Source organism: Paracoccus aminovorans, from assembly GCF_001546115.1.
In the GTDB taxonomy this organism is placed as follows: Bacteria; Pseudomonadota; Alphaproteobacteria; order Rhodobacterales; family Rhodobacteraceae; genus Paracoccus; species Paracoccus aminovorans_B.
In genome coordinates this window covers 454,934-480,657 of the sequence record NZ_KQ955210.1, presented here as the reverse complement: position 1 = coordinate 480,657, position 25,724 = coordinate 454,934, and the positions used below count along the sequence as shown (strand labels likewise).

Genomic DNA, 25,724 nt, shown 5'->3' with positions numbered 1-25,724 from the left:
ATCCGCCGGGCGATTCCTTTCGGCAATATCGAAGGTTTGGCGAAATTCAAGGAATTACCTTGGGTTTCACAGCGGATCGATATCGCCCTGTGCTCGCAATGCCGCGAATTCCGTCACGAATGCGGCCAGTTCCCCGCGCGCGATGGCCTCGCGCAGCCCGGCCATCAGCTCCTGGAAGTAATGCAGGTTGTGCCAGGTCAGCAGCATCCCCGAGATCATCTCGCCGGCGCGGAAGACATGGTGCAGATAGGCGCGGCTGTAGCCGGTGCAGGCCGGGCAGCTGCAATGCTCGTCCAGCGGCCGCGGATCGTCGGCGTGCCGGGCGTTCTTGACATTGACCTGGCCGCGCCGGGTCCAAGCCTGGCCGGTGCGCCCGGAACGCGAGGGCAGCACGCAATCCATCATGTCGACGCCGCGCAGCACGGCGCCGACGATGTCGTCGGGCTTGCCCACGCCCATCAGATAGCGCGGCTTGTCCGCCGGCAGGAAGCCCGGCGCATAGTCAAGCACGCCGAACATCGCCTCCTGCCCCTCGCCCACGGCAAGGCCGCCGATGGCATAGCCCTCGAAGCCGATCGCCTTCAGCGCCTCGGCCGATTCCTCGCGCAATTCGCGGGTGACCCCGCCCTGCATGATGCCGAACAGCGCATGACCGGGCCGGTCGCCGAAGGCGTCGCGCGAGCGCGCGGCCCAACGCATCGACATGCGCATCGACTGCGCCACCTGCTCCTCGCTCGCCGGCAGCGCCGGGCATTCGTCGAAGGCCATGACGATGTCCGAGCCCAGCAGGCGCTGGATCTCCATGCTGGTTTCGGGCGAGAGATGGTGCTTGCTGCCGTCGATATGGCTGGAAAAGGTCACGCCCTCTTCGGTCAGCTTGCGCAGGCTCGCCAGCGACATGACTTGGAAGCCGCCGGAGTCGGTCAGGATCGGACGGTCCCAGTTCATGAACCGGTGCAAGCCGCCCAGCCGGGCGATACGCTCGGCGCCGGGGCGCAGCATCAGGTGATAGGTATTGCCCAACAGGATGTCGGCGCCGGTGGCGCGTACCGATTCGGGCAGCATGGCCTTGACCGTGGCGGCGGTGCCGACGGGCATGAAGGCCGGCGTGCGGATCCGGCCGCGCGGCGTGTCGATGATGCCGGTGCGGGCGCGGCCATCGGTGGCCGAGACCTGGAAACTGAATTTCTCGCTCATGCGGCTGCTGATAGGCGTTCCGGCGCCGGATGCAAGGCCCGCTCAGGCCCCGGCGGCGCGCAGGAGTTTCGCCCGGGTCGAGGGAATGGCGCCGATTTCCAGCCCGGTGAAGACATGCAGCGTGTCCATCTGCCGGTCGACGACGGCATGGTCGCTGACCCAGCCGCCCATGGCCAGGTAGCTGCGCAGCAAGGGCGGCATCGCCGCCATGGCCCGGCGCGGGTCGGGCTTGCGCAGCCGCAGCACGCGGGCAAAGCGGAACACCTGCGGCGCCTTGACCCGCGGCAGCCAGCGTTTCGGCGCCAGGTGCCGCTCGCGCAGCATCGCGAAGGCGTCCTCGTAGCCGCGCGTGTCGGTGCCGATGAAGCTGGAGCAGCCGAAGAGCATCGCCACGCCCTCGGCATCGACATGGCGCGCCAAGGCGCCCCAGGCCAGGCGCAGGATATCGGGATCGCGGATCTCGGGATGGATGCAGAAGCGGCCGATCTCGACCATGCGGCCGTGGAAATCGCGCAGACGTGACAGGTTGTAGTAGCGCGCGGAATAGCTTTCGCCGATCTGCGCCCCGCCCTCCAGCGTCATCATGCGGAAACAGGCCACCAGCCGGCCGCCGGTTTCGCGAATCAGCACATGGGTGCAGCGGTCGTCGTAATCGTCGGCGTCCAGCAATCCGGTGTCGCCGTCGTCGCGCCCGCGCGCGATGAAGCACAGCCAGCGCAGGTGCTGCGCCTCGCGGATTTCCTCTGCGGTTTCAGCGAAACCGACCTCGTAGCGGCCCTTGCGGAATGCCATCATCGCGCCTTGCCCGATCCTGAGTTCGACCGTCACCCGGTCCCGATCCGACTTGTTACGCCCCTCCCTGCACCCATCTTGTAACAGCTGCATGGTGGATTGAAGCGCAAAGATGACAGCGCGCGCCAGCAGACGCCCCGCGCGCTTGCGGCAGGCAGCGCGGGCCGCGCCTTGCCTATTGCTGGTCCAGCAGCTGCCCGGCCGAGACGCGGCCGACGTTGCCCATCAGCTGCCGGATCAGCCCGAGGCTGGTCACGCCGCTGTCGGTGACGCGCTGCGACAGCACCACGACGCGGCCGCGCTCCAGCCCGAAACGCTCGACATTGCTGACGGTGCCGGATTCGTTGAAGCTGACGGCGACGACCTCGCGGTTGATCTCGCGCGGCTGGCGGGCGCCGAAATATTCCCAGCGCGAGCCGACGTAATACCAGCCCGATCCGGTCAGCAGGCCCTGGGCCGAGGGTCGGCCGACCAGCCCCTCCAGCTCGGATTGCGAGGTCTGGCCGACGACCACCTGCGACAGCTGCTCCTCGGGCGGGACATAGCCGTGGTTGCGATAGGTGGCCTGGCAGGCGGAAAGCGCAAGAGGTGCGACCAGTGCCAAGGCCATGATCTGCCGCCGGGAAATCTTCATCGTCTCTCTGCCCCTCTACGCGCCTGTTGACGCCGCGCGACCGGCTTAGCAAACTCACGCCCTGCGCTCAAGAATATCCAGACCCAGGGCGAAGCCGCCCGCGAAAGGCCCATGATGACCGATATGAAGCCCCCGCAGTCCCGCTTTCGGGTGGCCCATCTGAACCCGCGCCAGCCGACCGCATTCACGCTGGCGCCCGACGCCGCGACGCGCCAGGCGCTGGCGGCCGAGCTGGGGCTGCTGGATCTGCCGAAGCTGCGCTTCGCCGGCCGCATCCAGGCCGTGGCCCAGGACGCCTGGCAGGTGGCGGGCGCGCTCAAGGCCCGCGTGGTCCAGCCCTGCGTGGTGACGCTGGCGCCGGTCACGACCGATCTCGAGGAGCCGGTGCACCGCGTCTTCTCGCCCCATGTCAGCGCGCCCGAGGGCGACGAGATCGAGATGCCCGACGACGAACTCGAGCCCCTGGGTCCGTTCATCGACCTGGCCGCCATCATGGCCGAGGAGCTGTCGCTGGCCCTGCCGCTCTATCCGCGCGCCGACGGCGCCGAACTGGACACCCCCGAGACACCGGATGCCGAGGAACCGACCCGCAAGCCCTTCGCCGGCCTTGCGGATCTGCTGAAGGATTCGAAAAAGCCGCAGTAAGCTACGCGGAACGCTGCCTTTCCTGCCATTCCGGGTCCATCTGCGGCCCCAGGTTCAAGGGCGCCAGCATGCCTTGGCCCAGGATGTGATCGGCGGCCTTCTCGCCGGTCATGATCGAGGGCGCGTTCAGGTTGCCGTTGGTGATGCGCGGGAAGATCGAGCTGTCGGCCACGCGCAGCCCTTCGACTCCGATCACCCGCAGCTCGGGATCGACCACCGCCATGTCGTCGTCCCGCCGGCCCATGCGGGCCGTGCCGCAGGGGTGGAAGGCCGACTCGGCATGCTCGCGGATGAAGGCATCGATCTCGGCGTCCGTCACCACGCCCTCGCCCGGCTGGATTTCATAGCCCTTGTAATCGGCAAAGGCCGATTGCTCGAAAATTTCCCGGGTCAGGCGCACGCAGGCGCGGAACTCGGCCCAGTCGTCGGCATGCGACATGTAGTTGAAGCGGATCTCGGGTGCCTGTTTCGGATCGCCCGACTTCAGCCGCACCGTGCCGCGCGATTTCGACCGCATCGGCCCGACATGCACCTGGAAGCCATGGCCCTCGGCCGCCGCCTTGCCGTCGTAACGCACCGCCAGCGGCAGGAAGTGATACTGGATGTCCGGATATTCCACCCCGGCGGCCGAGCGGATGAAGCCGCAGCTCTCGAACTGGTTCGAGGCGCCCAGGCCCGTCCCGGTCGCCATCCATTGCGCCCCGATCGAGCCCTTGCCCCACAGGTTCCAGTGCTTGTAGAGCGTGATCGGCTTGGTCGCGGTATATTGCATATAGATCTCAAGGTGATCCTGCAGGTTCGACCCCACGCCGGGCCGGTCCGCCCGAACCTCGATGCCATGTTCGCGCAGGTGGTCCGCCGGCCCGATCCCCGACAGCATCAGGATCTTCGGCGTGTTGATCGAGCTGGCCGAAAGAATAACCTCATGTTTGGCCCGGAACACGATGACGCCGCGGGTATTCCTGACCTCGACGCCGACCGCGCGCCCGTCCTCGAAGACCACGCGCTGCGCCAGCCCGCGCCGCAGCCGCAGCAGGCCGGTCTCCTGCGCCGGACGCAGATAGGCATTGGCGGCCGACCAGCGCCGGCCCTCCCAGATCGTCGCCTCCATGGCGCCGAAACCCTCTTGCCGGGCACCGTTGTAATCGTCGGTCATGGCATAGCCGGCCTCGTTGCCGGCGCGGATGAAGGCGTTGAACAGCGGGTTCTTGCGCGAGCCGCGCGTGACATGCAGCGGTCCCTCGGTGCCGCGATAGGCGCTGACCGCGCCATGCGAGGTCTCCATGCGCTTGAAATAGGGCAGCACATCGGCATAGGCCCAGCCGGCCGCGCCGCTCTCGGCCCAGAAATCGAAGTCCCGGGCATGGCCGCGCACGAAGACCATGCCGTTGATCGAGGACGATCCGCCCAGAACCTTGCCGCGCGGCGTGACCAGCCGCCGCCCGCCCAGGTGCTCCTCGGGTTCGGACGAGAATCCCCAGTCATAGCGCCGCATGTTCATCGGATAGCTCAGCGCCGCCGGCATCTGGATGAAGGGCCCGATGTCCGAGCCGCCATATTCGATGATATCGACGCGCTTGCCGGCCATCACCAGCCGATAGGCCAGCGCGCAACCGGCCGAGCCGGCACCGACGATCACATAATCCGGGATCATGCCCTGGCCTCCTGCACCGCCCTGCGGGCTTTCTCTGTTTTCCAAATACCCATGCCGACCGCGCCGCCGGCGCGGCGCCGCTCAATAGGGCGCATCGACGCCACCCATGCCAACATAGACCGACTTCAACTGGGAATAGTGCTCGATGGCCGCGGCCGAGTTCTCACGCCCGATCCCCGACAGCTTCACCCCGCCGAAGGGCGCCTCGACCGGGGTCAGGTTATAGGCGTTGATCCAGGTCGTTCCCGCCTGCAAACCCGCCGCCATCCGGTGCCCGCGCGCCAGGTCGCGGGTAAAGACGCCCGCCGCCAGCCCATAGGGCGAGGCATTGGCGCGGGCGAGCACCTCGGCCTCATCGGCGAAACTCAGCACCGACATGACCGGGCCGAAGATCTCTTCGCGCACGATGAACATCTCGTCCGTGGCATCGGCAAAGACGGTCGGCGGCACGAAGGCGCCCTCGCCCGCGCCGCCGCAGACCAGCCGCGCGCCCTCGGCCTGGCCCTTGCCGATGGCTTCGCGGATCTTCGCGGCCTGGGCCGGGCTGACGATGGGACCGTGCTGGGTGTCCTCGGCCAGCGGATCGCCGACCTTGACCGAGGCGAGCCGCGCCGACAGCCGTTCCAGGAAGGCCGGCAGGATGCCCTCTTGCACGAAGACCCGGGTGCCGTTCGAGCAGATCTGCCCCGAGGAATAGAAATTCGCCAGGATCGCCGCGCCGACCGCATCCTCGAGGCTCGCGTCGTCGAAGACGATCAGCGGCGACTTGCCGCCCAGTTCCATGGTGACGTGGCGCATGCCCTCGGCCGCGGCGGCATAGACCTTCTGCCCGGTCGCGACCGAGCCGGTCAGCGAAACCTTGGCGACCAACGGGTCGGTCACCAGCGCCGCGCCGACCGCGCCGCGGCCCTGCACGACGTTGAAGATGCCCGCCGGCAGCCCCGCCTCGGTCAGGATCTCGGCCAGTTTCAGCGCGCCCAAAGGCGTCTCCTCGCTGGGCTTGAAGACCATGGCATTGCCCATGGCCAAGGCCGGCGCCGCCTTCCAGCAGGCGATCTGGCTCGGGTAGTTCCAGGCGCCGATGCCGGCGCAGACGCCAAGCGCCTCGCGGATCGTATAGACGAAATCGCCGCCCAGCGGGATGCTCTGCCCGGTCACGGTCGGCGCCAGCCCGGCGAAATATTCCAGCGCGTCCGCGCCCGAAGGCCAGTCGGCCACCCGCGTCTCCTGGATCGGCTTGCCGGTGTCCAGTGTTTCCAGCCGGGCCAGTTCCTCGCCGCGCTCGCGGATGATCTGGGCGGCCCGCATCAGCACGCGGGCACGCTCGACCGGGCGCAGCGCCGCCCAGGCCGGCTGCGCGGCGGCGGCGGCGGCGGTGGCCTGCGCCACCTGGGCGACCGAGGCTTCGCGCAGATCGGCGATCACCGCGCCGCTATAGGGGTAATGCACCGGCAGCGCAGCGCCCTCGCCCTCGACGAAGGCGCCGTCGATATAGAGGCTGGCGGCGGGTTGCGCGGTTTGGCGGGCGTCATGGCTCATGGCAGCACCTTCTCCAGATAGTCCATTGTCGTGCGTTCGGCGGCGGCGGCATCGGCCTCGTTCGACAGCGCCGCGCGCAGGTAAAGCCCGTCGATCAGCGCGCCGACGGTGCGGGCGATGCGCTCGGCCCCGGCGCCGGCCAGCGGCCGCAACGCCACCAGCAGGTTCGAGCGCAGCCGCTTGTGATAGATGCGCAAGAGCCGCGCCGCCTCGGGCTCGACCAGCGCCAGCGCATAGAAGTTCAGCCAGGCGGCGACCGTCTCGCGCGCGAAGTTCTGCGGCGTGAAGTTCGCCTGCACCACGGCGCGCAGCCGCTCGGGCGGGTCGGGCGCATCCTTCAGCAACGCGCGCGCCGACTCGGCATATTGAGTCAGGATATGCCGCATCGCGGCAAGAAAGATCCGCTCCTTGGAGCCGAAATAGTGATGCGCCAAGGCCGAGGACATCCCGGCCTCGCGCGCGATCTGCGCCACGGTCACGTCAAGCGACCCTGCGCGCCCCACCGTGGCAATGGTGGCGTTGATTAATGCCGCCTTTCGGATAGGCTCAACACCCAGTTTGGGCATGACAGGACACCATTTTGCAGCTTGTTTCAGCTTTCACGCGGAAAATTCCGCCCCATTCACCTGCATCTGGCAGATCTTTGATTGACTCGTCAATCAATAAAAGCCTTAATCAGGTAACGAGTCAACAAACCAGGGAGAACAAGATGACATTACGCCGCACCGCAGCGCTGATCGCGGCCGGGCTGGCCACCCTGCTCGGGCCGGTCAGCGCCGCGCAGGCCGAGGAACCGGCCGAGTGCCGCGAGGTCGTCTTCTCGGATGTCGGCTGGACCGACATCAGTTCGACGACCGCGCTGGCCTCGACCGTGCTCCAGGCCCTGGGCTACGCGACCGAGACCAAGATCCTGTCGCTGCCGGTGACCTATACCGCCATGGCCAAGGACGACGTGGACGTGTTCCTGGGCAACTGGATGCCCAGCCAGGAAAACGACCTGAAGCCCTATCGCGACGCGGGCACCGTGGAGGTGCTGCGCACGAACCTGACCGGCGCGAAATACACCCTGGCGACCAACGAGGCCGGCGCCAAGCTGGGCATCGACGACTACAGCAAGATCGCCGCGCACAAGGCCGAGCTTGACGGCAAGATCTACGGCATCGAGCCGGGCAACGACGGCAACCGCCTGCTCTTGGAGATGGTGGCCGAGAACAAGTTCGACCTGGGCACCTTCGAGGTGGTCGAAAGCAGCGAGCAGGGCATGCTGGCGCAGGTCGCCCGCGCGGACGGCGCCGGCAAGCCGGTGGTCTTCCTGGGCTGGGAGCCGCATCCGATGAACACCCAGTTCAAGATGACCTATCTTTCCGGCGGCGACGAGATCTTCGGGCCGGACTTCGGCGGCGCGCGGGTCGACACCAACGTCCGCGCGGGCTATGCCGAGACATGCCCGAATGTCGGAAAGTTCCTGCAGAACCTGGAATTCACCCTGCCCATGGAAAGCGAAGTCATGGGCCTGATCCTGAACGACGGCGAGCAGCCCGGCGATGCGGCGCTGAAATGGCTGAAAGCCAATCCCGATGCCGCGAAGCCCTGGATCGCGGGCGTGACCACCGCCGATGGCGGCGACGCGCAGGCCGCACTGGACAAGGTGCTGAACGACTGACGTCAAGCACGGCCGCCCGGCACGGGCGGCCGTTTCCGCAGGGCGCGATCGTGCCGAATCCTGTCGCGATTGCGCCATCCGCCGCCCGGGCCGGGCCGTAATCCGGTCCCACCGTCGCGGCCCGATGCCGAGATGACGAACCGTCCCCGCCGGGACCGACCATTCCGCCACGCCTCACAAACCCCGGGTCTTGATGACCCCGAACGGTAGCAAAGGAAGCATGGACCAACTCACAGCTCTGTTGACCGACACCAAGATCCCTGTCGGCAAGACCGCCAAAGCCATATTCGACTGGCTGAACGCCCATGCCGCGTTCATCTTCAACGCCATTTCCAAGCTGCTCGACGGGCTGATCAACGGCATCCTGCAGATCCTCGACTTTCCGCATCCGCTGGTCTTCACCCTGCTGGCGGTGGCGCTGACCTGGGGCCTGCAACGCAGCTGGAAGACCTGCCTGCTGGTGGCTCTCAGCCTGCTCTTCATCCTGAACCAGGGCTATTGGGACGAGACGATGCAGTCGCTGACCCTGGTGCTTTCGGCCTGCGTGGTCTGCATGGCGCTGGGGGTGCCGATCGGCATCGCGGCGGCGCACCGGCCGCGGCTCTACGCCTGGATGCGGCCGATCCTCGACCTGATGCAGACGCTGCCGACCTTCGTCTATCTGATTCCCGCCATCGTCTTCTTCGGCATCGGCATGGTGCCCGGCCTGATCGCCACGGTGATCTTCGTGCTGCCGGCGCCGATCCGGCTGACCTATCTCGGCATCAGCTCGACGCCGCAGGCGCTGGTCGAGGCCGGGACCGCCTTCGGCGCCACCCCGCGCCAGCTTCTGTGGAAGGTGGAACTGCCCAGTGCCGCGCCGCAGATCATGGCCGGGCTGAACCAGACCATCATGCTGTCGCTGTCGATGGTCGTCATCGCGGCGCTGGTCGGGGCCTCGGGCCTGGGCGTGCCGGTGGTTCGGGCGCTGAACAGCGTGAACACCGCGCTGGGTTTCGAAAGCGGCTCGATCATCGTCGTCGTCGCCATCATGCTGGACCGGATGCTGCGGGTGGGGAAACACCATGACTGAACGCGCCATGACGGAACGCAATGCCGTCGAATTCGACAATGTGAACATCGTCTTCGGCGACCGGCCCGAGGCCGCGCTTCCGCTGATGGACCAGGGGCTGGAGCGCGGCCCGATCAAGACCGAGACCGGTCAGGTCCTGGGCGTGCACAATTGCAGCCTGACCGTCAAGGAGGGCGAGATCCTGGTGTTGATGGGCCTGTCCGGCTCGGGCAAGTCCACGCTTCTGCGCGCGGTGAATGGGCTGAACTCGGTCTGCCGCGGCGACGTGCGGGTCTGGGACGGCGACCGCATGGCCTCGGTCAGCAATGCGGGCGGCGCCGAATTGCGCCGGCTGCGGCGCGAGCGCGTCGCCATGGTCTTCCAGCAATTCGGCCTGCTGCCCTGGCGCACGGTGCGCGAGAACGTCGGCCTGGGGCTGGAACTGGCCGGGATGCCCGCGGCTGAGCGCGCGCGTCGCGTCGATGCGCAGCTGGCCACGGTGAACCTGACCGAATGGGCCGACCGCAAGGTGGGCGACCTGTCGGGCGGGATGCAGCAGCGCGTGGGCCTGGCGCGCGCCTTCGCGACCGAGGCGCCGATCCTCCTGATGGACGAGCCCTTCTCGGCGCTGGACCCGCTGATCCGCAACCGGCTGCAGGACGAATTGCTGGAGCTGCAAGAGCGCCTGCGCCGCACCATCATCTTCGTCAGCCACGACCTCGACGAGGCGTTCCGCATCGGCAACCGCATCGCGCTGATGGAGGGCGGCCGCATCGTGCAGATCGGCACCGCGCGCGAGATCATCGCCAATCCGGTCAATGCCTATGTCGAGGATTTCGTCGCCCACATGAATCCGCTCGCCGTGCTGACCGCCGAGGATATCGCCGAACCCGGCGAGGCCCCCGGCACGCCCATCGACCGCGAAACGCCGCTGCGCGAGGTCATGCGCAGCCTGGCCGCCAGCAGCGCCGAGGCCCTGCCCCTGCAAGGCGGCGGCCGCATCAGCCAGGCGGGCATCCTGAACCGGCTGGCCGTCGTGCACAAGGGCGGCGGCGCCGTCGAGCACTGAGCGCCCCATTGTTGCCGTCCTGCCATAGCCCGCCCCGCGCCTGCCGCGGGGCGGGTTGTCGCGAATCGGAAAGCGTGCCTATCAAGGGCCGGTCCGCAACCCCAGCATGGAAAGGGCAGAGGCATGACCGATCACGACGCCGCCCGTTTCGGGGTGAATCGACGCCAGTTCCGGCGCGATTGACGGCAACCCTGGGTCCGGCCGCAGGCTGACCCATCCCGACATCGCCGATGCCTGACCGCCGCGCGCAACCGCGTGGCGCGCCGCATCCGCGATTCCCATCCCTGCAAGACATGAGGGCCGCGCCGTGCGAACGGGCGGCAAGACCGGATGACCCTTTCCGACCTGCGTTCCACGCGCGACCTGCGCCTGCCGCTTGACGAGTTGATCCAGACCCATGGCCTCGGCCGCGTGGCCCTGGCCTTGATGCGCGCGGCGCTGCGGCCCGGCCGGGGGCGGCCGCCGCCGGTCAGCGCGCTCTCGGACCACCTGCTGCGCGACATCGGGCTGGAGCCGGGCGATCGCCGCCGGCGCTAGTCCCTTTCCTGTCCCGGCGGCGGGGTGATCCCGCCCCGCCGCGATTCGCGCCAGGTGATATAGCTGATCGCGGCGATCATCGTGGCGCCGCCGACCAGCACCCAGACATCGACCGGCTCGGCAAAGACCAGCGCGCCCAGTAGGCTGGCCCAGATCAGCTGCAGCAGCGTCACCGGCTGGGTCACGGTCAGCGGCGCCGCGGCAAAGGCCCTTGTCATGGCGTAATGCCCGGCGGTGGCGAAGAAGGCGGTGCAGGCCAGCACCGCGCATTGCACCGCGCTTGGCGCCACCCAATGCAGCGCCGCGATCGGCGCCAGCCCCAGGCAGACCGTCAGCGACATCATCGCCACCACGACCGAGGCCGGCACCCGCTCGGACAGCCGCTTGGCCACCAGGTAGGAGCCGCCGAAGGTGACGGCGGCGCCAAGCTGCGCCAGATGCCCCTCCTCGAGCTGCCGCAGCCCCGGGCGCAGCACGATCAGCGCGCCGACCAGCGCCACCGCGATGGCCAGCGCCCGGCGCCACGAGATCCGCTCGCCCATCAGAGCCGCCGCGCCCAAGGTCACGACGATGGGATTGAGGAAGCCGATGGCCGTGACCTCGGCCACGGTGATGCGGGCCATGGCGTGAAACCACAGGATCACCGCGACGATATGCAGCGCGCCGCGCAGCACGAACAACCGCCAGATCCGCGCCGGAAAGCCGCGCCGCAGGGCCGGCCCCAGCGCCGGCAGCAGGAACAGCAGGCCGAAGGCGAAGCGGATGAAGGCGCCCTCGGCCGCCGGCAGCGCCTGGCCCAGCCAGCGCACCGTGCCGTTCACGGCGACGAAGCACAGCCCCGCCGTCAGCATCCACAGGATAGCCGACAGGTCGTTGCGCAAGGAGGGGGTTGCGATATGGCTCATGCCCCAGCCATGCCCCGCCCCGAGGCCCGGCGCAAGGGTCAGCCCTTCAGCACCAGCCCCAGCGCGATGGCCCACATGGTCAGCCCGACCAGCGCATCGAGCACCCGCCAGGCCGCCGGCCGGGCAAAGACCGGCGCCAGCAGCCGCGCCCCGTAACCCAAGCCAAAGAAGAACAGCACCGAGCCGCTGATCGCCCCCAGCGTGAAGCCCGGCTTGTCCGGCCAGCCGGCCGAGATCGAGCCGATCAGCACCACCGTATCCAGCCAGACATGCGGATTGAGCCAGGTCAGCGCCGCCAATACGCCCAGCGTCGCCAGCAGGCCGGCGGCACCCTGCCCGCCCCCCATGCTGGCACCGCCGCGCCAGGCGGCACGAAAGGCGCGCGTGCCATAGACCAGCAGGAAGGCCGCGCCGCCCCAGCGCATCGCCACCAGGAACCCCGGCGCATGGCCGGCCAGCGCCCCCGCCCCCAGCACCCCGGCCGAGATCAGGATCGCGTCCGAGACCGCGCAGAACAGGCAGGTCGCCAGCACATGGCGCCGCATCAGCCCCTGCCGCAGCACGAAGGCGTTCTGTGCCCCGATGGTGACGATCAGCGACAGCGTGGTGCCGAGCCCGGCCAGATAGGCATGCATGGCGATCTCCTTTCAACCGCGTCTTGCCCGGCCCGGGCAGTTCAGGCAAATTCAAAATCGTTACCTGGATTAAGGCCGCCTGATGCTTGACTATGCCGCCCTGGCCGCGCTGGCCGAGATCATCCGCCGCGGCAGCTTCGACGCCGCCGCCGCGGCGCTTGGCGTCACGCCCTCGGCGATTTCGCAGCGCATCAAGGGGCTCGAGGAACGCCTGGGCCAGGTGCTGATCCACCGCGGCCCGCCAGCCACCGGCACCGAGACCGGGTTGCGGCTGATGCAGCATCTGGACCAGGTGCGGCTGCTGGAAGCCACGCTCGACGGCGCGCTGCGCCCCGGCGCCGGCCCGGCCCGGCTGCGGCTGGCGGTGAATGCCGACAGCCTGGCGACCTGGTTCCTGCCGGCGCTGACGGCGCTGCCGCTGCTCTACGAACTGGAAGTCGACGACCAGGACCATGCCCGCGACTGGCTGCGCCAGGGCCAGGTCTCGGGGGCGATCTGCTCGGATCCGCAGCCGGTGCCGGGCTGCGACGTGCATCCGCTGGGCCATATGCGCTATCTCGCGCTGGCCACGCCCGGCTTCATCGCCCGCCACTTTCCGGACGGCGTCACCGAGGCCGCGCTGAAACGCGCGCCGGCGGTGATCTTCAACCAGAAGGACGCCGCGCAATCCCGCTGGGCCGAACAGGCCACCGGCCGGCGCCTGCATCTGACCGGCCACCGCATCCCGGCCTCGGAGGCCTTCGCGCGGGCGGTGGACCTGGGCCTCGGCTGGGGCATGGTGCCCGAGAGCATGGCCGGCGCCGGGCTGCGGGAACTCGTCCCCGGCCTGCCGCTGGACGTGCCGCTCTACTGGCACGTCCAGCGCGCCATGGCGCCGGCGCTGGCGCCGCTGACCGCCGCAATGAAAAGGGCCGCAGCAGACCTGCGACCCTGATTTCTTTGCTCTTCAAATACCCCCGCCGGAGGCGTCACTCCAGCTGGGCCGCGACGTCCTCGGGAATGTCGAAATTGCCGGTGACGTTCTGCACGTCGTCGTCGTCTTCCAGCGCATCGATCAGCTTCATCAGCCTTTGCGCGGTCTCCAGGTCGATCTCGGTCGGGGCCTGCGGCTTCCAGATCAGCTTGGCCGATTCCGACTCGCCAAGCGCGGCCTCCAGCGCATTCGAGACCTCCGCCAGGTCGGTGTCGGCGGTATAGATCCAGTGGCCGTCCTCGTCGCTCTCGACATCCTCGGCCCCGGCTTCGATCGCCGCCATCATCACCGTGTCGGCATCGCCGGCGCTGGCCGGATACATGATCTCGCCCTTGCGGTCGAACATGAAGCTGACCGAGCCGCTCTGCCCCAGGTCGCCGCCGTATTTGGTGAAATAGCTGCGCACGTTCGAGGCGGTGCGGTTGCGGTTGTCGGTCATCGCCTCGACCATGATGGCGATGCCGTTTGGGCCATAGCCCTCGTAACGGATCTCGTCATAGTTCTCGGCATCGCCGCCCATCGACTTCTTGATCGCGCGGTCGATCACGTCCTTGGGCATCGAGTTCGATTTCGCCTCCTTCACCGCCAGGCGCAGGCGCGGGTTCTTCTCGGGGTCGGGATCGCCCATCTTCGCGGCGACGGTGATCTCTTTGGCCAGTTTCGAAAACAGCTTCGAGCGCAGCTTGTCCTGCTTGCCCTTGCGATGCTGGATATTGGCCCATTTGCTATGGCCTGCCATGGTCTTTCCCAGTTTTCATACGGAATATCGCCGGCGCTTTTATGCGGCGCGGGCCGAAATCGCAAGCCTAGCCCTGATGGCGGCCGATCTCGGACAGCACATAAAGCCGCAGCGCGGTGGCCAGCCCCACCCCCGGCGGCCGCTTGCGGTCGATGGCGGCGATCAGCCCGGCCGCCGTCTCGCCGCGCTCGCGCGCCAGCCCGCGCAATTCGCGCCAGAACGCATCCTCGAGGCTGACCGAGGTGCGATGCCCGCCGATGGTGACCGAGCGCTTGATCGGCGGCGTCATCTCGGGCAGGTCAGGCATCCGCGTCCCCTTCCTCGCGCCGATCTTGGTCCAGGTGATGCTGGTCCAGGTGCCGGGCGGCACGGGCCAGGTCGGCCGCCTCGGCCTGCTTCGCCGCCTTGCTGCGGCCGAATTTCGCCGCATTCTCGTCGCCCTGGCGACGGGCGGCGTCACGGGCGGCGCTCTTGCGCGCCGCCCGCAGGTTCACGACCTTGCCCTTGCCTGATCCGGTGTCGGGGCCGGCCACCATCAATCCTCGGGGCCGACCATCTGCTCGGGGCGGACCACGCGGTCGAAGGTCTCGCCGTCGACCAGACCCAGGGCGATGGCCTCCTCGCGCAGCGTGGTGCCGTTCTTGTGCGCGGTCTTGGCGACCTTGGTGGCGTTGTCATAGCCGATGGTGGGCGCCAGCGCCGTCACCAACATCAGCGATTCCTTCATCAGCTTGTCAATGCGCGGAATGTTCGCCTGCGTGCCGACGACCATATTGTCGGTGAAGGACCCCGCCGCGTCGCCCAGCAGCTGCATGGATTGCAGCACATTGTAGGACATCATCGGGTTATAGACGTTCAGTTCGAAATGGCCCTGTGAGCCGGCAAAGCCGATGGCGGCGTCATTGCCCATGACATGGGCGCAGACCATGGTCAGCGCCTCGGCCTGGGTCGGGTTCACCTTGCCCGGCATGATCGAGGAGCCCGGCTCGTTTTCGGGCAGGATCAGCTCGCCCAGGCCCGAGCGCGGGCCCGAACCCAGCAGCCGCATGTCGTTGGCGATCTTGAACAGCGAGCCCGCCACCGTCTTCAGCGCGCCCGAGAAGAACACCATCGCGTCATGCGCGGCCAGCGCCTCGAACTTGTTCGGCGCGGTCACGAAGGGCAGGCCGGTGATCTTGGCGATCTCGGCGGCGATGGCCGTGTCCCAGCCTTTCCTAGTGTTCAGCCCGGTGCCGACGGCGGTGCCGCCCTGCGCCAGTTCATAGATGTCGCCCAGCGCCAGCTTCACCCGCTCGATGCCCTTGGCGACCTGATGCGCGTAACCGCCGAATTCCTGACCCAGGGTCAGGGGCGTCGCATCCTGGGTATGGGTGCGGCCGATCTTGATGATGTTCTTGAATTCCTCGGACTTCGCGACCAGCGCCTTGTGCAGCTTTTCCAGCCCGGGGATCAGCACGTCGCGCGCCTGCATGGCGATGGCGACATGCATCGCGGTCGGGAAGGTGTCGTTCGACGACTGCCCCATGTTCACATGGTCGTTCGGATGCACGGGCTTCTTCGAACCCAGCTCGCCGCCCAGGATCTCGATGGCGCGGTTCGAGATCACCTCATTCGCGTTCATGTTCGACTGCGTGCCGGACCCGGTCTGCCAGACCACCAGCGGGAAGTTGTCGTCGAACTTGCCGGCCACGACTTCCGAGGCCGCCTGCACCATCGCCGCGCCCAGCTTCGGGTCCAGATTGCCCGTCGCCATGTTCACCTGCGCCGCGGCCTGCTTGATTACGCCCAGCGCGCGCACGATGGCGACCGGCTGACGCTCCCAGCCGATGGGAAAGTTCTGGATCGAGCGCTGAGTCTGCGCGCCCCAATACTTGTCGCCGGGGACTTCCAGCGGACCGAAGCTGTCGGTCTCGGTGCGGGTGGTCTTGGTCATCGCATGCTCCCTCACGGTGTCGCGAGGGGTTCTAGGCAAGATGGCGAGGATTCGCAATCTGTATGCCGTCGTATGCCATGCGCTAACAGCGGCTTATTTGCGCCACTTGTCCAGGCTGACCACCTCGGCACCGCCCGGAGGCGTGTCGGGCGCCGGCGCCTCGGCCTCGTCCTCATCCTCCTCCGCGGCTTCGTCGTCCTCTTCGTGGTTTTCGAATCGCAATCCGAATTCCACCGCCGGATCGACGAAGGTGCGCAGTGCGTCAAAGGGGATATACAGCGGCTCGGGTGAATCGCCGAAGTTCAGCGTGATGCGGAACCCGTCTTGGGAAATCTCCAGGTTTTCGAACCAGTGCTGGATGACGATGGTCATTTCCTCGGGATAGCGCGCCCGCAGCCAGTCCGCCATTTCCACATCCGGATCGCGGGTGTCGAAGGTGATGAAGAAATGATGCTCGCCCGGCAGGCCCTCGGCCGCGACCTGGGCCAGGACATCGGCGATCAGCCGCACCATGGCCCGGTGCATCATGCCGCCGTAATCGATTCCGCGTGCCATGGGCCCTCCGTGTCTCTGGCCGCCAGCATAGGGAATTGGGCCGGCTTGAAAAGCCCCTGAAAACCCCCGGCCGCCGCCGACTGCCCCGACGCAAGCGCCTTCACCGTTTCCCAAATACTCAAAGCCGCCCGCGCCAACGGCGCCGCGGTCAAGTCCATGAGACTGAAAGGGAAAGTCGAAAATGGCGCGGTTGACGGGGCTCGAACCCGCGACCCCCGGCGTGACAGGCCGGTACTCTAACCAACTGAGCTACAACCGCGCTTTTCGTGGCGACGTTCGGAAATGGTGGCGCGGTTGACGGGGCTCGAACCCGCGACCCCCGGCGTGACAGGCCGGTACTCTAACCAACTGAGCTACAACCGCGCAGACCATCTCCCCCGGATCGCCGTCCGGGGTGCGAGGGGGTTTACGCATGGGGGCGGATGGCGTCAAGGCCGTTTCCACCGAAAAAACGACGGGGCGCCCCGAAAGGCGCCCCGAGTATCGTTCGGCAAGGCGCGCAGGCCTTATTTCCGCACGGTCTTTTCGTCGAAGTCGGGCAGCGCCTCGAGTTCGGCCTTGGTGTAATTGGTGGCGAAGAAGGTGTCGTTGCCGACGGTGATCAGATGGATCGCATCCTCGCCCAAGAGCACCTTCTTGGCGCCGATGCCCAGGAAGCCGCCGATATCGGCGATATAGCCCACCACCTGGCCCGAATCGTCCATGACGATGTCATTGACCTTGGCGATGTCCTGCCACTCGGCGGGACGTTCCTCGATGGTCGGCGCCACCCATTCGGTCGAGGAGGGCTGGTTGGTGGTCCAGATGCGGCGGCTGGTCACCCAGCTCGACAGCACGCCCGGCTCGGCCTCCGAAATCGCGGGGGCGTTCACGTCGGGCGGCGTCACCGGGGTGGCCTCGGCCGCGTCCTGGGCGGCATCGGCGGCATCCTCGGCCGCATTGTCGGCAGAGGCCGCCGCGTCATCGGCGGCATCGGCCGCGTCCTCCGCGGCGTTTTCGCCCATTCCGGCCGTGGCATTCGCGGCATCGTCAGCGGCAGTTGCGGCCGCATCGGCTGCGGTATCGGCCGCAGTCGCGGCATCGTCGGCGGCCTTCTCGGCCGTGGCGCCGGCCTGGTCGGCCGCCTGGTCCGCAGCGGTCGCGGCCTGGTCGGCGGCCTGCTCGGCGGTATTGGCGGCGCCCTGCGCCTGCTCGGCCGGATCGGCCGGCATGGTGGTGGTCGCATCTTGCGCGAAGGCGGCACCCGCCAGCGCCAGGGTCGTCGCGGCAATGACAAGAGGTTTCATGGACGCTGTCCTTTCCGGTTGTCTTTTGTCACGGACGGGCGAAGCCGTCCCATGGCGACCCAACGCGGCCTTTCCCGCTTCGTTCCCGAAAATGACGCGAAACGCGCCAGTTGGCAGAAACCCGCCACCCGAGTTCCGCGGCCTCAGCCGCGGCCGGGCGGGCTGATGCGGCCGCCGCAGACCGGCGCCGGCGCCGCCGTGGTGCCGGGCCCCGAGGTCGGCAGCCCGCGCAGCACCCGCACCGCGAGCCAGCCGAAGGCCTGCGCCTCCAGCATGTCGCCGTCCAGCCCCGCCGCCTCGACCGGCGCCACCGGCACCGGCAGGCGCGCCGCCAGCGCCGCCATCATCGCGCCGTTCAGGCGGCCGCCGCCGCAGACCAGCACGCGCCCGGGCAACCGCTCCAGAGCCGAAAGCCCCGCCGCGACAGCCGCCGCCGCGGCATGGGTCAGGGAAGCGGCGGCATCGGCATCGCCCAGATGCGCCACGTCCAGCGTTCCGGCAAAGGCGTTGCGGTCCAGCGATTTCGGCAGTGGCCGGGCGAAATGCGGATGGCGCAGGAAGGCCGCGATCACCCCCTCGTCCGGCACGCCTTGCGCGGCAAGCCGCCCGCCCTCGTCCCGGGCCTGGCCGCGCCGCGCCCGCATCAGGTCGTTCAGCGGCGCATTGGCCGGGCCGGTGTCGAAGGCGATGCAGGCGCCCGGCGCCTCCGGGGCCGGGGACTCGGGGTCGACAAAGGTCAGGTTGCCCACCCCGCCCAGGTTCAGGAACGCGACCGGCGCGCGCGGCAAGAGCCCCTGCCCCATGGCCCATTCCGCGCAGGCCCAGTGAAAGAAGGGCGCGAGCGGCGCGCCCTCGCCGCCCTGCCGCACGTCCTCGGAGCGGAAATCCCAGACCACGCGCCGCCCCAGCCGGCGCGCCAGCGCCGCGCCATCGCCGGCCTGATGCGTGCCCCGCCCCCTTTGCGTCTTCGTGCCCGGATCATGCGCCAGGGTCTGGCCGTGATAGCCGACGAGTTCCGCCTCTGGGAAGCCTTCGGCCAGCGCGGCATGGGCGGCCACGGAAAGCGCCGCCGCCTCGGCCACGTCCGGCCCGCCCGGCCATTGCCCCAGCGCGGCATGCAGCAGCCCGGATTCATTGCCGGAATAGGGGCGATAGGCGCTGCGGCCGAAGCCGGCGATGCGGATGCCGTCGGTCTCGATCATCGCGGCATCGACCCCGTCCAGCGAGGTGCCCGACATCATCCCCAGCGCCCGGATCATCATGCTTTCCCTTTTTTCGCCCCAACGGTATATCCGCGCCATTCGAAAGGAAAAGCCCATGACCTACCATGCCAAATCCGACTTCCTGAACGTGATGATCGAGCGTGGCTATCTGGCGGACTGCACCGACCTGCAGGCGTTGGACGAAGCCCTGATCAACGGACCGGTGACGGCATATATCGGTTATGACGCGACGGCGGCCAGCCTGCATGTCGGGCATCTGCTGAACATCATGATGCTGCGCTGGTTCCAGAAGACCGGCAACCGCCCGATCACCCTGATGGGCGGCGGCACCACCAAGGTCGGCGACCCCAGCTTCCGCAGCGAGGAGCGCCCGCTGCTGACCCCGGACGCGATCCAGGCGAACATCGACGGCATGCAGCAGGTCTTTGCCCGCTACCTCGACTATGGCGAGGGGCGCGCGACGATGCTCAACAATGCCGAATGGCTGGACGGGCTGAACTACCTCGATTTCCTGCGCGACATCGGCCGGCATTTCTCGGTCAACCGGATGCTGTCGTTCGAATCGGTCAAGTCGCGGCTGGATCGCGAGCAATCGCTGAGCTTCCTCGAATTCAACTACATGATCCTGCAGGCCTATGACTTCCTGGAACTGTATCGCCGCTACGACTGCCGGCTGCAGATGGGCGGCTCGGACCAGTGGGGCAATATCGTCAACGGCATCGACCTGACCCGCCGCGTGCTGGATGGCGAGATCTGGGGCCTGACCTCGCCGCTGCTGACCACCTCGGACGGGCGCAAGATGGGCAAGTCGCAGGGCGGCGCGGTCTGGCTGAACGGCGCCATGCTGTCGCCTTACGAGTTCTGGCAATTCTGGCGCAACACTACCGACGCCGACGTGGGCCGGTTCCTGAAGCTTTATACCGACCTGCCGGTCGCGGAATGCGACCGCTTGGGCCAGCTTTCCGGCTCCGAGATCAACGCCGCCAAGATCATCCTGGCCAATGAGGTCACGACGCTGCTGCACGGCGCCGAGGCCGCCTCCTCGGCCGAAGCCACGGCGCGCGAGGTCTTCGAACAGGGCGGCGCTGGCGGCGACCTTGAGGTGGTGACGGTGGGCGCGGATGCGCTGCCCCTGTCGGTGGTGCAACTGCTGGCGCAGACCGGCATCGCCGCCTCGGGGAAAGAGGCCAAGCGGCTCATCGCCGAGGGCGGGCTGCGGCTGAACAACGACCCCGTCAGCGACCCGCAACTGGCGGTGGATGCGGCGCTGATCGGCGACGGGCTGAAGGTTTCGGTCGGCAAGAAGAAGCACCGCATGGTGCAGCTGGGCTAGGCGGCAAGGCCGGGGGCGACCCCGGCCTTTTCGTCAGAAGCGCCAGGTGGCGCCCAGGATCGGCCCGGCCATGGTCACGTCCAGCCTGGTGCCGTCGTCGCGATAATCGACGTTCAGCTGGCGGTAGCCGGCCGAGACGTAAAGCTGGTCGGTGACCTGATAATTCACCGTCGCCAGGAACTGGCTGGTGTGCTCGGACCCCGCGCCGAAGCCGCCGACATCGGCATAGAGGATCGCCGACCATTGCGGCGCCAGCGCGACATTGGCCCGCAGCGCCAGGATCGGATCGATGAAATCCTTGCCGGGCGAGGCCTGGATCGCGCCGCCGGCGATCTTGATCCGGCTTTCGACCCGCCAAGCCCGGGCACCGGCCAGCGCATCCAGCGTCATGCGGTCGTTCGACACCACGCGCCAGCCGGCGAGCAGCGTCAGCGAGCGCTGCGTGACCTTGCCCTCGGCCGGCAGGCCCGGCGGCAGGGTGCCGGCCTTGGAGCTTGTCGACCAGCTCAGATCGCCCATCAGCACTAGCCGATCGCGCCGGGCGAAGCCCGACAGGAAGAAGGCGCCGTCGGTATCCTCGAGCACCTCGGACAGCGACTTGTCGAAGGACAGCGTCGGCGCCCCGGCAAAGGGCGTCACCTCGCCGCCCAGGCCCGCGCCCCAGACATAGGGCGTGATCTGCCCCGACCAGTCCTGCGCCATGGCGGGGGCAAGCCCCGTGGAAAGCGCCGCCGCGGCGGCCGCCAGGAATTCGCGCATCCTCTACCCCCCTTGCAACTCGTTCTTGAACAGGCGGCCGTTCTTCATGATCAGCCGCAGATTGGCGGTATCGGCCAGCCAGTCGAGGCTCGCCTCGGTATCGCCGTCGATGACCAGCAGGTCGGCCAGCGCGCCCTCGGCGATCACCCCCAGCCGCCCGTCATAGGGCGCGCGGCCGCCCGACAGCGCCAGCAACTCACCAGCCGCGCCGGTCGCGCGATGCAGCGCCGCCAGCGGCGACATGAAGCGCGCGAGCTTCGCCAGCTGCCGGCCCTGCGATTCGCCGCCGCCATACAAAATATCGGTGCCGAAAGCCCAGTTGACCTTGTGCTTGTCGGCCCATTCAAAGGCCTGCACCGTGCCCTCGGCCACCGCCTTTTGCGCGGCGGCGGCCTTGGGGTCGGTGTAGGTGTTGGAATCCTCGTCGGCCAGGAAGGGCTGGATCGACCACCAGATGCCGCGGTCGGCCATCATGCGCACGGTATCCTCGTCGGCCAGCTGGCCGTGCTCGATGGATTTCACCCCGGCCTCGATGCAGCGGCGAATGCCGGGCGCGGTATAGACATGGGCGCAGACATAGGTGCCCCAGTCGCTGGCCGCATCCACCGCCGCCCGCATCTCGTCCAGGGTGAACTGCAGCGATTCCAGCGGGTCGTATTGCGAGGCGACGCCGCCGCCGGCGCTGATCTTGATCTGGCTCGCGCCCTTCATCAGCTGCTCGCGCGTGCGGCGCAGCACTTCGGGGGCGCCGTCGGCCAGCGCGGTCATGCCTTGGCGGGTGGCGTAATCCGCCGGATCCGAGGGCATCATCGGCAGCGCGTTCGAAAAGCGGAAATCGCCATGACCCGAGGTCTGCGACAGGATCGCGCCCGAGGGGAAGATGCGCGGCCCGGTCACCACGCCGCGGTCGATCGCCGCCTGCAAGCCGAAGGCCGGCCCGCCGACGTCGCGCACGGTGGTGAAGCCGCGCATCAGCGTGTCGCCGGCCTGCTTGCCCGACATCAGGTGCACGAAGCCGATGTCCTGCGTCATCGCCGCGATCTGGCTTACCCCGGCCAGCGTCGCATGCCAGTGGCTGTCGATCAGGCCGGGGATGACCGTGCGCCCGCCGCAGTCGATGCGCTCGGCGTCCTGCGGCCCTTGCCCCACCCCCGGCAGCGCGGCGATGCGGCCGGAATCGACCAGGATCTCGACCTCTTCGCGCAGGGACAGGGCCTGGCCGTCGAAGAGCCGCAGGTTGGTCAGCAGCAGCGGCCGGGCCGGGGTCTGGGCCCGCAACTCGCGCGGGGCCAGGCCGAAGCCCGCGAACATGCCCAGCACCGCCGCCATGCCGCCGATGATCTGCCGGCGCGAGATGTCGGCCTCGATCCGGGCCATGGCGGCCAGGGTCTGGGGGCTGCCGCATTGGCAGAAACGCACCGTGCCGGTGCTTGCGACGGTTTCAAGGCAGGTCTGGCACATGCGCGCTCTCCATGTCGAGCGCCGCGCGGCACCCGACCCGCGGCGATGCGATCATATCAGGCCCATATGTCGTTGATGGCAACAGGATTCCGCGCCGCGCGACCGCACCCGGCCACGGCCGGGTTGCCCTAGCGCGGCTGCACCCGCAGCGCCGCGGCCATCAGCCGGTCCAGCGATTGCAGGAAACGCGCCCGCTCCGCCTTGCCGAAGCCGCCGCCCCGGCCCTGCAGGAACGGGTCCGAGGCGCGCAGGTCCTGCATCAGGTCGCGCGTCGCCAGCCGGCCGCCGATATTGGCCAGCGTCAGCACCTCGCCATCGGGCTGGACCACCTGCGCCCCGGCCTTGAGGCAGCGGTCGGCCAGCGGGATGTCCGAGGTGACCACCACGTCGCCCGGCCCGCAGGCGCTCGCGATCCACTTGTCGGCCTCGTCCGGGCCGTCGGGGACGATCTGCAAACGCACGAAAGGATTCGCCGAGGGCCGCAGCCCGCCGTTGCAGACCAGCACCATCGGCAGCCGCAGCCTGGTGGCGACGCGCTCGGCCTCGGCTTTCACCGGGCAGGCGTCGGCGTCGATGTAAAGCGTGGTCATCGGTCCTCCTGCGATGAAAAAGCCCCGCGCTGGCGGGGCTTTCCGGGTCGGGTCGGCCGGATCACTCCTGAACCGTGACCTTGACCATGTAATCGGGCTCGATCACCGCGCCATTGGCGGCCGGATCGCCCTTCTTGACGGCGTTCAGCACGTCCCAGCCGTCGACCAGCTGGCCCACGACGGTATACTGGTTGTCCAGGAACTCCGCCGGAGCCAGGTCGATGAAGAACTGGCTGTTGGCCGAATTCGGATCGTTCGAGCGCGCCATGCCCACGGTGCCGGCCTGGAAGCTGACATCGTTGAACTCGGCCGCCAGGTCCGGCAGGCTGGATCCACCCATGCCGGCGCGCGCGGTGTCGCCGCCGTGCTTGCCGAATTCCACATCGCCGGTCTGGGCCATGAAGCCGTCGATCACGCGATGGAACACCACCCCGTCATAGGCACCGGATTTCGCCAGGCCGACCAGACGCTCGACATGCTTCGGCGCCTTGTCGTTGTAGAGATCCAGCACGATCTGGCCCTTGGCCGCGCCCTTGGCATCGGCGACCTCGATCACCAGGTTCGGACCCGGCCCGTCGGTCACGCCGGGCAGGCCCGCCGCATGCGCCGAGGCCGCGCCGAAGACCAGCGCGGGGATCAGCAGCTTATTCCACATCGGCCGCCACCTTCACCGAGATCATCCGGTCGGGGTTCGCCGGCGGCTCGCCGCGGGCGATCTTGTCGACATGCTCCATGCCCTCGATGACGCGGCCATAGACGGTGTACTGGCCGTTCAGGAAATGGTTGTCCTTGAAGTTGATGAAGAACTGGCTGTTCGCGCTGTTCGGGTTCATCGAGCGCGCGGCGCCCAGCGTGCCGCGGTCATGCGGCAGGCGCGAGAATTCGGCCGGCAGGTCCGGCAGGTCGGACCCGCCCGTGCCGGCGCGGCCCGGGTTGTAGTTGTTTTCCATGTTGGCGTGTTCCACGTCGCCGGTCTGGGCCATGAAGCCCTCGATCACGCGGTGGAAGGCCACGTTGTCGTATTTCCCGGCCCGGGCCAGTTCCTTCATGCGCTCGGCATGCTTGGGGGCAACGTCGGGCAGCAGTTCGATCACCACCGGGCCGTCCTTCAGCGCGATGATGACCGTGTTCTCGGGATCCTTGATCTCGGCCATGGGGGTCTCCTCTTCTCAGGCTCGGGTGCAGCCTTACGCATTTCGTCCCGGTCGCACAACGCCGCCCGGGCGTCCGGGTTCGCCCTACCGGTTGACGAATATGTCATTGTGCGGGAAAACCGCGCACGGCTGCGTCAGCCCGGCAGGAAAGGAAACGAGATGGCGGATTTCAACACGATCGACGATCTGGATCTGAACGGCAAGGTTGTGCTCGTCCGCGTGGACGTGAACGTCCCGGTCGAGAACGGCCAGGTCACCGACGCGACCCGGATCGAGAAGATCGTGCCGACCGTCAAGGACATCCAGGCCAAGGGCGGCATCCCGGTGCTGCTGGCGCATTTCGACCGTCCCAAGGGCAAGCGCGTGGATGCGATGAGCCTGAAGGTCGTGCTGCCGGCGCTGGAGGCGGCGCTTGGCCAGCCGGTGAAATTCGCCGAGGAAGCCATCGGCGGCCCGGCCAAGCGCGTGGTGGCCGACCTGAAGCCGAGCGATGTGGCGCTGCTGGAAAACACCCGCTTCTATCCCGGCGAAGAGGAAAACGACCCGACCTTTGCCGCCTCGCTGGCGGCGCTGGGGCAGGCCTATGTCAACGACGCCTTCTCGGCCGCGCATCGGGCCCATGCCTCGACCGAGGGGCTGGCGCGGCTGCTGCCCGCCGCCGCCGGCCGGCTGATGGAGGCGGAGCTGAAGGCGCTGGATGCCGCATTGGGCAATCCGCAGCGCCCGGTGGTGGCGGTGGTCGGCGGCGCCAAGGTCTCGACCAAGCTCGACCTGCTCGGCAACCTGATCGAGAAGGTCGACCACCTGGTGATCGGCGGCGGCATGGCCAACACCTTCCTGGTCGCCCAAGGCATCGAGGTCGGCAAGTCGCTGGCCGAACGCGACATGGCCGATACCGCGCGCGAGATCCTGACCAAGGCGCAAAGCGGCGGCTGCACCATCCACCTGCCGGTCGATGTCGTCGTGGCCCGCGAGTTCAAGGCCGGCGCGGACAGCGAAACCGTGGCCGCCGACGCCTGCCCGGCCGATGCGATGATCCTCGACGCCGGGCCGCAGACGGTCGAGGCGATCCGCGCCGTCTTCGAGGCGTCGCGCACGCTGATCTGGAACGGCCCGCTGGGCGCCTTCGAGATCGCCCCCTTCGACGCCGCGACCAATGCCGCCGCGGCCGAGGCGGCGCGGCTCACGCGCGAGGGCAAGCTGACCTCGGTCGCCGGCGGCGGCGACACGGTGGCGGCGCTGAACAAGGCCGGGGTCGCGGGCGACTTCACCTTCATCTCGACCGCCGGCGGCGCCTTCCTGGAATGGATGGAAGGCAAGGAACTGCCCGGCGTCGCGGCGCTGCAAAAGCGCTGAGGCCGGCGAAGCGATCCTGGCGGCGGTAGCGGCCCCCTTTT

Annotated in this window: 28 protein-coding genes and 2 tRNA genes; 8 read left to right on the top strand and 22 right to left on the bottom strand. The window is 68.2% G+C overall.

What is annotated here, in order from left to right:
- Positions 1–66: 66 nt before the first annotated feature.
- The 3 genes from tgt to ASV56_RS20150 all read right to left on the bottom strand — a co-directional run bounded on the left by tgt (position 67) and on the right by ASV56_RS20150 (position 2,623).
- Positions 67–1,197: a tRNA guanosine(34) transglycosylase Tgt gene (gene tgt, locus ASV56_RS20160; protein WP_062563751.1), complete on the bottom strand. Its 1,131-nt coding sequence runs from the start codon at positions 1,195–1,197 to the stop codon at positions 67–69.
- A 42-nt stretch (positions 1,198–1,239) separates the two neighbouring features.
- Entirely contained in the window at positions 1,240–1,992 is a 753-nt protein-coding gene (locus ASV56_RS20155) for a GNAT family N-acetyltransferase (RefSeq protein WP_062563750.1), read from the bottom strand.
- Positions 1,993–2,164: 172 nt separating this feature from the next.
- Positions 2,165–2,623 (bottom strand): outer membrane protein assembly factor BamE, encoded by a 459-nt coding sequence (locus tag ASV56_RS20150; protein WP_062563749.1) that lies wholly within the window; start codon positions 2,621–2,623, stop codon positions 2,165–2,167.
- A gap of 114 nt (positions 2,624–2,737) precedes the next feature.
- On the opposite strand from ASV56_RS20150, the gene ASV56_RS20145 reads away from it, so the two are divergent.
- On the top strand, positions 2,738–3,268 hold the full coding sequence (locus ASV56_RS20145) for a YceD family protein (RefSeq protein ID WP_062563792.1): 531 nt from the start codon (positions 2,738–2,740) through the stop codon (positions 3,266–3,268).
- 1 nt (position 3,269) lies between these two features.
- Here ASV56_RS20145 and betA read toward each other — a convergent pair whose 3' ends face one another.
- The 3 genes from betA to betI form a co-directional block, all read right to left on the bottom strand.
- On the bottom strand, positions 3,270–4,922 hold the full coding sequence (gene betA / locus ASV56_RS20140; RefSeq protein ID WP_062563748.1) for a choline dehydrogenase: 1,653 nt from the start codon (positions 4,920–4,922) through the stop codon (positions 3,270–3,272).
- An 81-nt stretch (positions 4,923–5,003) separates the two neighbouring features.
- Entirely contained in the window at positions 5,004–6,461 is a 1,458-nt protein-coding gene (gene betB / locus ASV56_RS20135) for a betaine-aldehyde dehydrogenase (protein ID WP_062563747.1), read from the bottom strand.
- Positions 6,458–7,027: a choline-binding transcriptional repressor BetI gene (gene betI / locus ASV56_RS20130; RefSeq protein WP_062563746.1), complete on the bottom strand. Its 570-nt coding sequence runs from the start codon at positions 7,025–7,027 to the stop codon at positions 6,458–6,460. The genes betB and betI overlap by 4 nt, the downstream gene beginning before the upstream one ends.
- 143 nt (positions 7,028–7,170) lie before the next feature.
- On the opposite strand from betI, the gene choX reads away from it, so the two are divergent.
- The 4 genes from choX to ASV56_RS20110 all read left to right on the top strand — a co-directional run bounded on the left by choX (position 7,171) and on the right by ASV56_RS20110 (position 10,781).
- Complete coding sequence (gene choX / locus ASV56_RS20125) at positions 7,171–8,124, top strand: choline ABC transporter substrate-binding protein (protein WP_062563745.1); 954 nt, start codon at positions 7,171–7,173, stop codon at positions 8,122–8,124.
- A gap of 220 nt (positions 8,125–8,344) precedes the next feature.
- A complete protein-coding gene (choW, locus tag ASV56_RS20120) occupies positions 8,345–9,196 on the top strand; it encodes a choline ABC transporter permease subunit (protein ID WP_062563744.1) in 852 nt (283 codons plus the stop codon).
- Positions 9,189–10,244, top strand: coding sequence for a choline ABC transporter ATP-binding protein (choV, locus tag ASV56_RS20115; RefSeq protein WP_082724944.1), 1,056 nt, complete (start codon positions 9,189–9,191; stop codon positions 10,242–10,244). The genes choW and choV overlap by 8 nt, the downstream gene beginning before the upstream one ends.
- A 330-nt stretch (positions 10,245–10,574) precedes the next feature.
- Positions 10,575–10,781, top strand: a complete 207-nt coding sequence (locus tag ASV56_RS20110) for a YjiS-like domain-containing protein (RefSeq protein WP_062563742.1) — start codon at positions 10,575–10,577, stop codon at positions 10,779–10,781.
- Here ASV56_RS20110 and ASV56_RS20105 read toward each other — a convergent pair.
- Positions 10,778–11,686, bottom strand: coding sequence for a DMT family transporter (locus tag ASV56_RS20105; RefSeq protein WP_062563741.1), 909 nt, complete (start codon positions 11,684–11,686; stop codon positions 10,778–10,780). The genes ASV56_RS20110 and ASV56_RS20105 overlap by 4 nt on opposite strands.
- Before the next feature lie 38 nt (positions 11,687–11,724).
- Positions 11,725–12,321 (bottom strand): LysE/ArgO family amino acid transporter, encoded by a 597-nt coding sequence (locus tag ASV56_RS20100; protein WP_062563740.1) that lies wholly within the window; start codon positions 12,319–12,321, stop codon positions 11,725–11,727.
- An 82-nt stretch (positions 12,322–12,403) separates the two neighbouring features.
- Here ASV56_RS20100 and ASV56_RS20095 point away from each other — a divergent pair, with 82 nt between their 5' ends.
- The gene (locus tag ASV56_RS20095; RefSeq protein ID WP_018000239.1) at positions 12,404–13,255 is read left to right on the top strand and encodes a LysR family transcriptional regulator ArgP; all 852 of its coding nucleotides are present in this window, start codon (positions 12,404–12,406) and stop codon (positions 13,253–13,255) included.
- 34 nt (positions 13,256–13,289) lie between these two features.
- Here the strand turns inward: ASV56_RS20095 and ASV56_RS20090 are convergent, their stop codons facing one another.
- The 9 genes from ASV56_RS20090 to ASV56_RS20050 form a co-directional block, all read right to left on the bottom strand.
- Positions 13,290–14,033, bottom strand: coding sequence for a YebC/PmpR family DNA-binding transcriptional regulator (locus ASV56_RS20090; protein WP_062563739.1), 744 nt, complete (start codon positions 14,031–14,033; stop codon positions 13,290–13,292).
- Positions 14,034–14,100: 67 nt separating this feature from the next.
- Positions 14,101–14,340, bottom strand: a complete 240-nt coding sequence (locus ASV56_RS20085) for a ribbon-helix-helix domain-containing protein (protein WP_018000237.1) — start codon at positions 14,338–14,340, stop codon at positions 14,101–14,103.
- Complete coding sequence (locus ASV56_RS20080) at positions 14,333–14,569, bottom strand: DUF4169 family protein (protein ID WP_062563738.1); 237 nt, start codon at positions 14,567–14,569, stop codon at positions 14,333–14,335. Before ASV56_RS20080 ends, ASV56_RS20085 begins: the two co-directional genes overlap by 8 nt.
- Positions 14,569–15,966, bottom strand: coding sequence for a class II fumarate hydratase (gene fumC, locus ASV56_RS20075; protein ID WP_062563737.1), 1,398 nt, complete (start codon positions 15,964–15,966; stop codon positions 14,569–14,571). Before fumC ends, ASV56_RS20080 begins: the two co-directional genes overlap by 1 nt.
- Positions 15,967–16,059: 93 nt before the next feature.
- On the bottom strand, positions 16,060–16,521 hold the full coding sequence (locus ASV56_RS20070) for an SspB family protein (protein ID WP_062563736.1): 462 nt from the start codon (positions 16,519–16,521) through the stop codon (positions 16,060–16,062).
- 182 nt (positions 16,522–16,703) lie between these two features.
- A tRNA-Asp gene (locus ASV56_RS20065) sits at positions 16,704–16,780 on the bottom strand.
- A gap of 27 nt (positions 16,781–16,807) precedes the next feature.
- A tRNA-Asp gene (locus tag ASV56_RS20060) sits at positions 16,808–16,884 on the bottom strand.
- 143 nt (positions 16,885–17,027) lie between these two features.
- Positions 17,028–17,807: a PRC-barrel domain-containing protein gene (locus tag ASV56_RS20055; RefSeq protein WP_062563735.1), complete on the bottom strand. Its 780-nt coding sequence runs from the start codon at positions 17,805–17,807 to the stop codon at positions 17,028–17,030.
- Between the two features lie 143 nt (positions 17,808–17,950).
- Positions 17,951–19,069: an anhydro-N-acetylmuramic acid kinase gene (locus ASV56_RS20050; protein WP_062563734.1), complete on the bottom strand. Its 1,119-nt coding sequence runs from the start codon at positions 19,067–19,069 to the stop codon at positions 17,951–17,953.
- Between the two features lie 55 nt (positions 19,070–19,124).
- On the opposite strand from ASV56_RS20050, the gene tyrS reads away from it, so the two are divergent.
- Positions 19,125–20,363, top strand: a complete 1,239-nt coding sequence (tyrS, locus tag ASV56_RS20045) for a tyrosine--tRNA ligase (RefSeq protein ID WP_062563733.1) — start codon at positions 19,125–19,127, stop codon at positions 20,361–20,363.
- 33 nt (positions 20,364–20,396) lie between these two features.
- Here the strand turns inward: tyrS and ASV56_RS20040 are convergent, their stop codons facing one another.
- The 5 genes from ASV56_RS20040 to ASV56_RS20020 all read right to left on the bottom strand — a co-directional run bounded on the left by ASV56_RS20040 (position 20,397) and on the right by ASV56_RS20020 (position 24,327).
- Positions 20,397–21,122: a hypothetical protein gene (locus tag ASV56_RS20040; RefSeq protein ID WP_062563732.1), complete on the bottom strand. Its 726-nt coding sequence runs from the start codon at positions 21,120–21,122 to the stop codon at positions 20,397–20,399.
- A 3-nt stretch (positions 21,123–21,125) separates the two neighbouring features.
- Entirely contained in the window at positions 21,126–22,583 is a 1,458-nt protein-coding gene (locus ASV56_RS20035; RefSeq protein WP_062563731.1) for a metal-dependent hydrolase family protein, read from the bottom strand.
- Between the two features lie 128 nt (positions 22,584–22,711).
- Positions 22,712–23,173: a YaiI/YqxD family protein gene (locus tag ASV56_RS20030; protein ID WP_062563730.1), complete on the bottom strand. Its 462-nt coding sequence runs from the start codon at positions 23,171–23,173 to the stop codon at positions 22,712–22,714.
- 61 nt (positions 23,174–23,234) lie between these two features.
- On the bottom strand, positions 23,235–23,828 hold the full coding sequence (locus ASV56_RS20025) for a peptidylprolyl isomerase (protein ID WP_062563729.1): 594 nt from the start codon (positions 23,826–23,828) through the stop codon (positions 23,235–23,237).
- Entirely contained in the window at positions 23,818–24,327 is a 510-nt protein-coding gene (locus ASV56_RS20020; protein WP_062563728.1) for a peptidylprolyl isomerase, read from the bottom strand. Before ASV56_RS20020 ends, ASV56_RS20025 begins: the two co-directional genes overlap by 11 nt.
- A gap of 159 nt (positions 24,328–24,486) precedes the next feature.
- On the opposite strand from ASV56_RS20020, the gene ASV56_RS20015 reads away from it, so the two are divergent.
- Entirely contained in the window at positions 24,487–25,683 is a 1,197-nt protein-coding gene (locus ASV56_RS20015; RefSeq protein ID WP_062563727.1) for a phosphoglycerate kinase, read from the top strand.
- Positions 25,684–25,724: the final 41 nt, after the last annotated feature.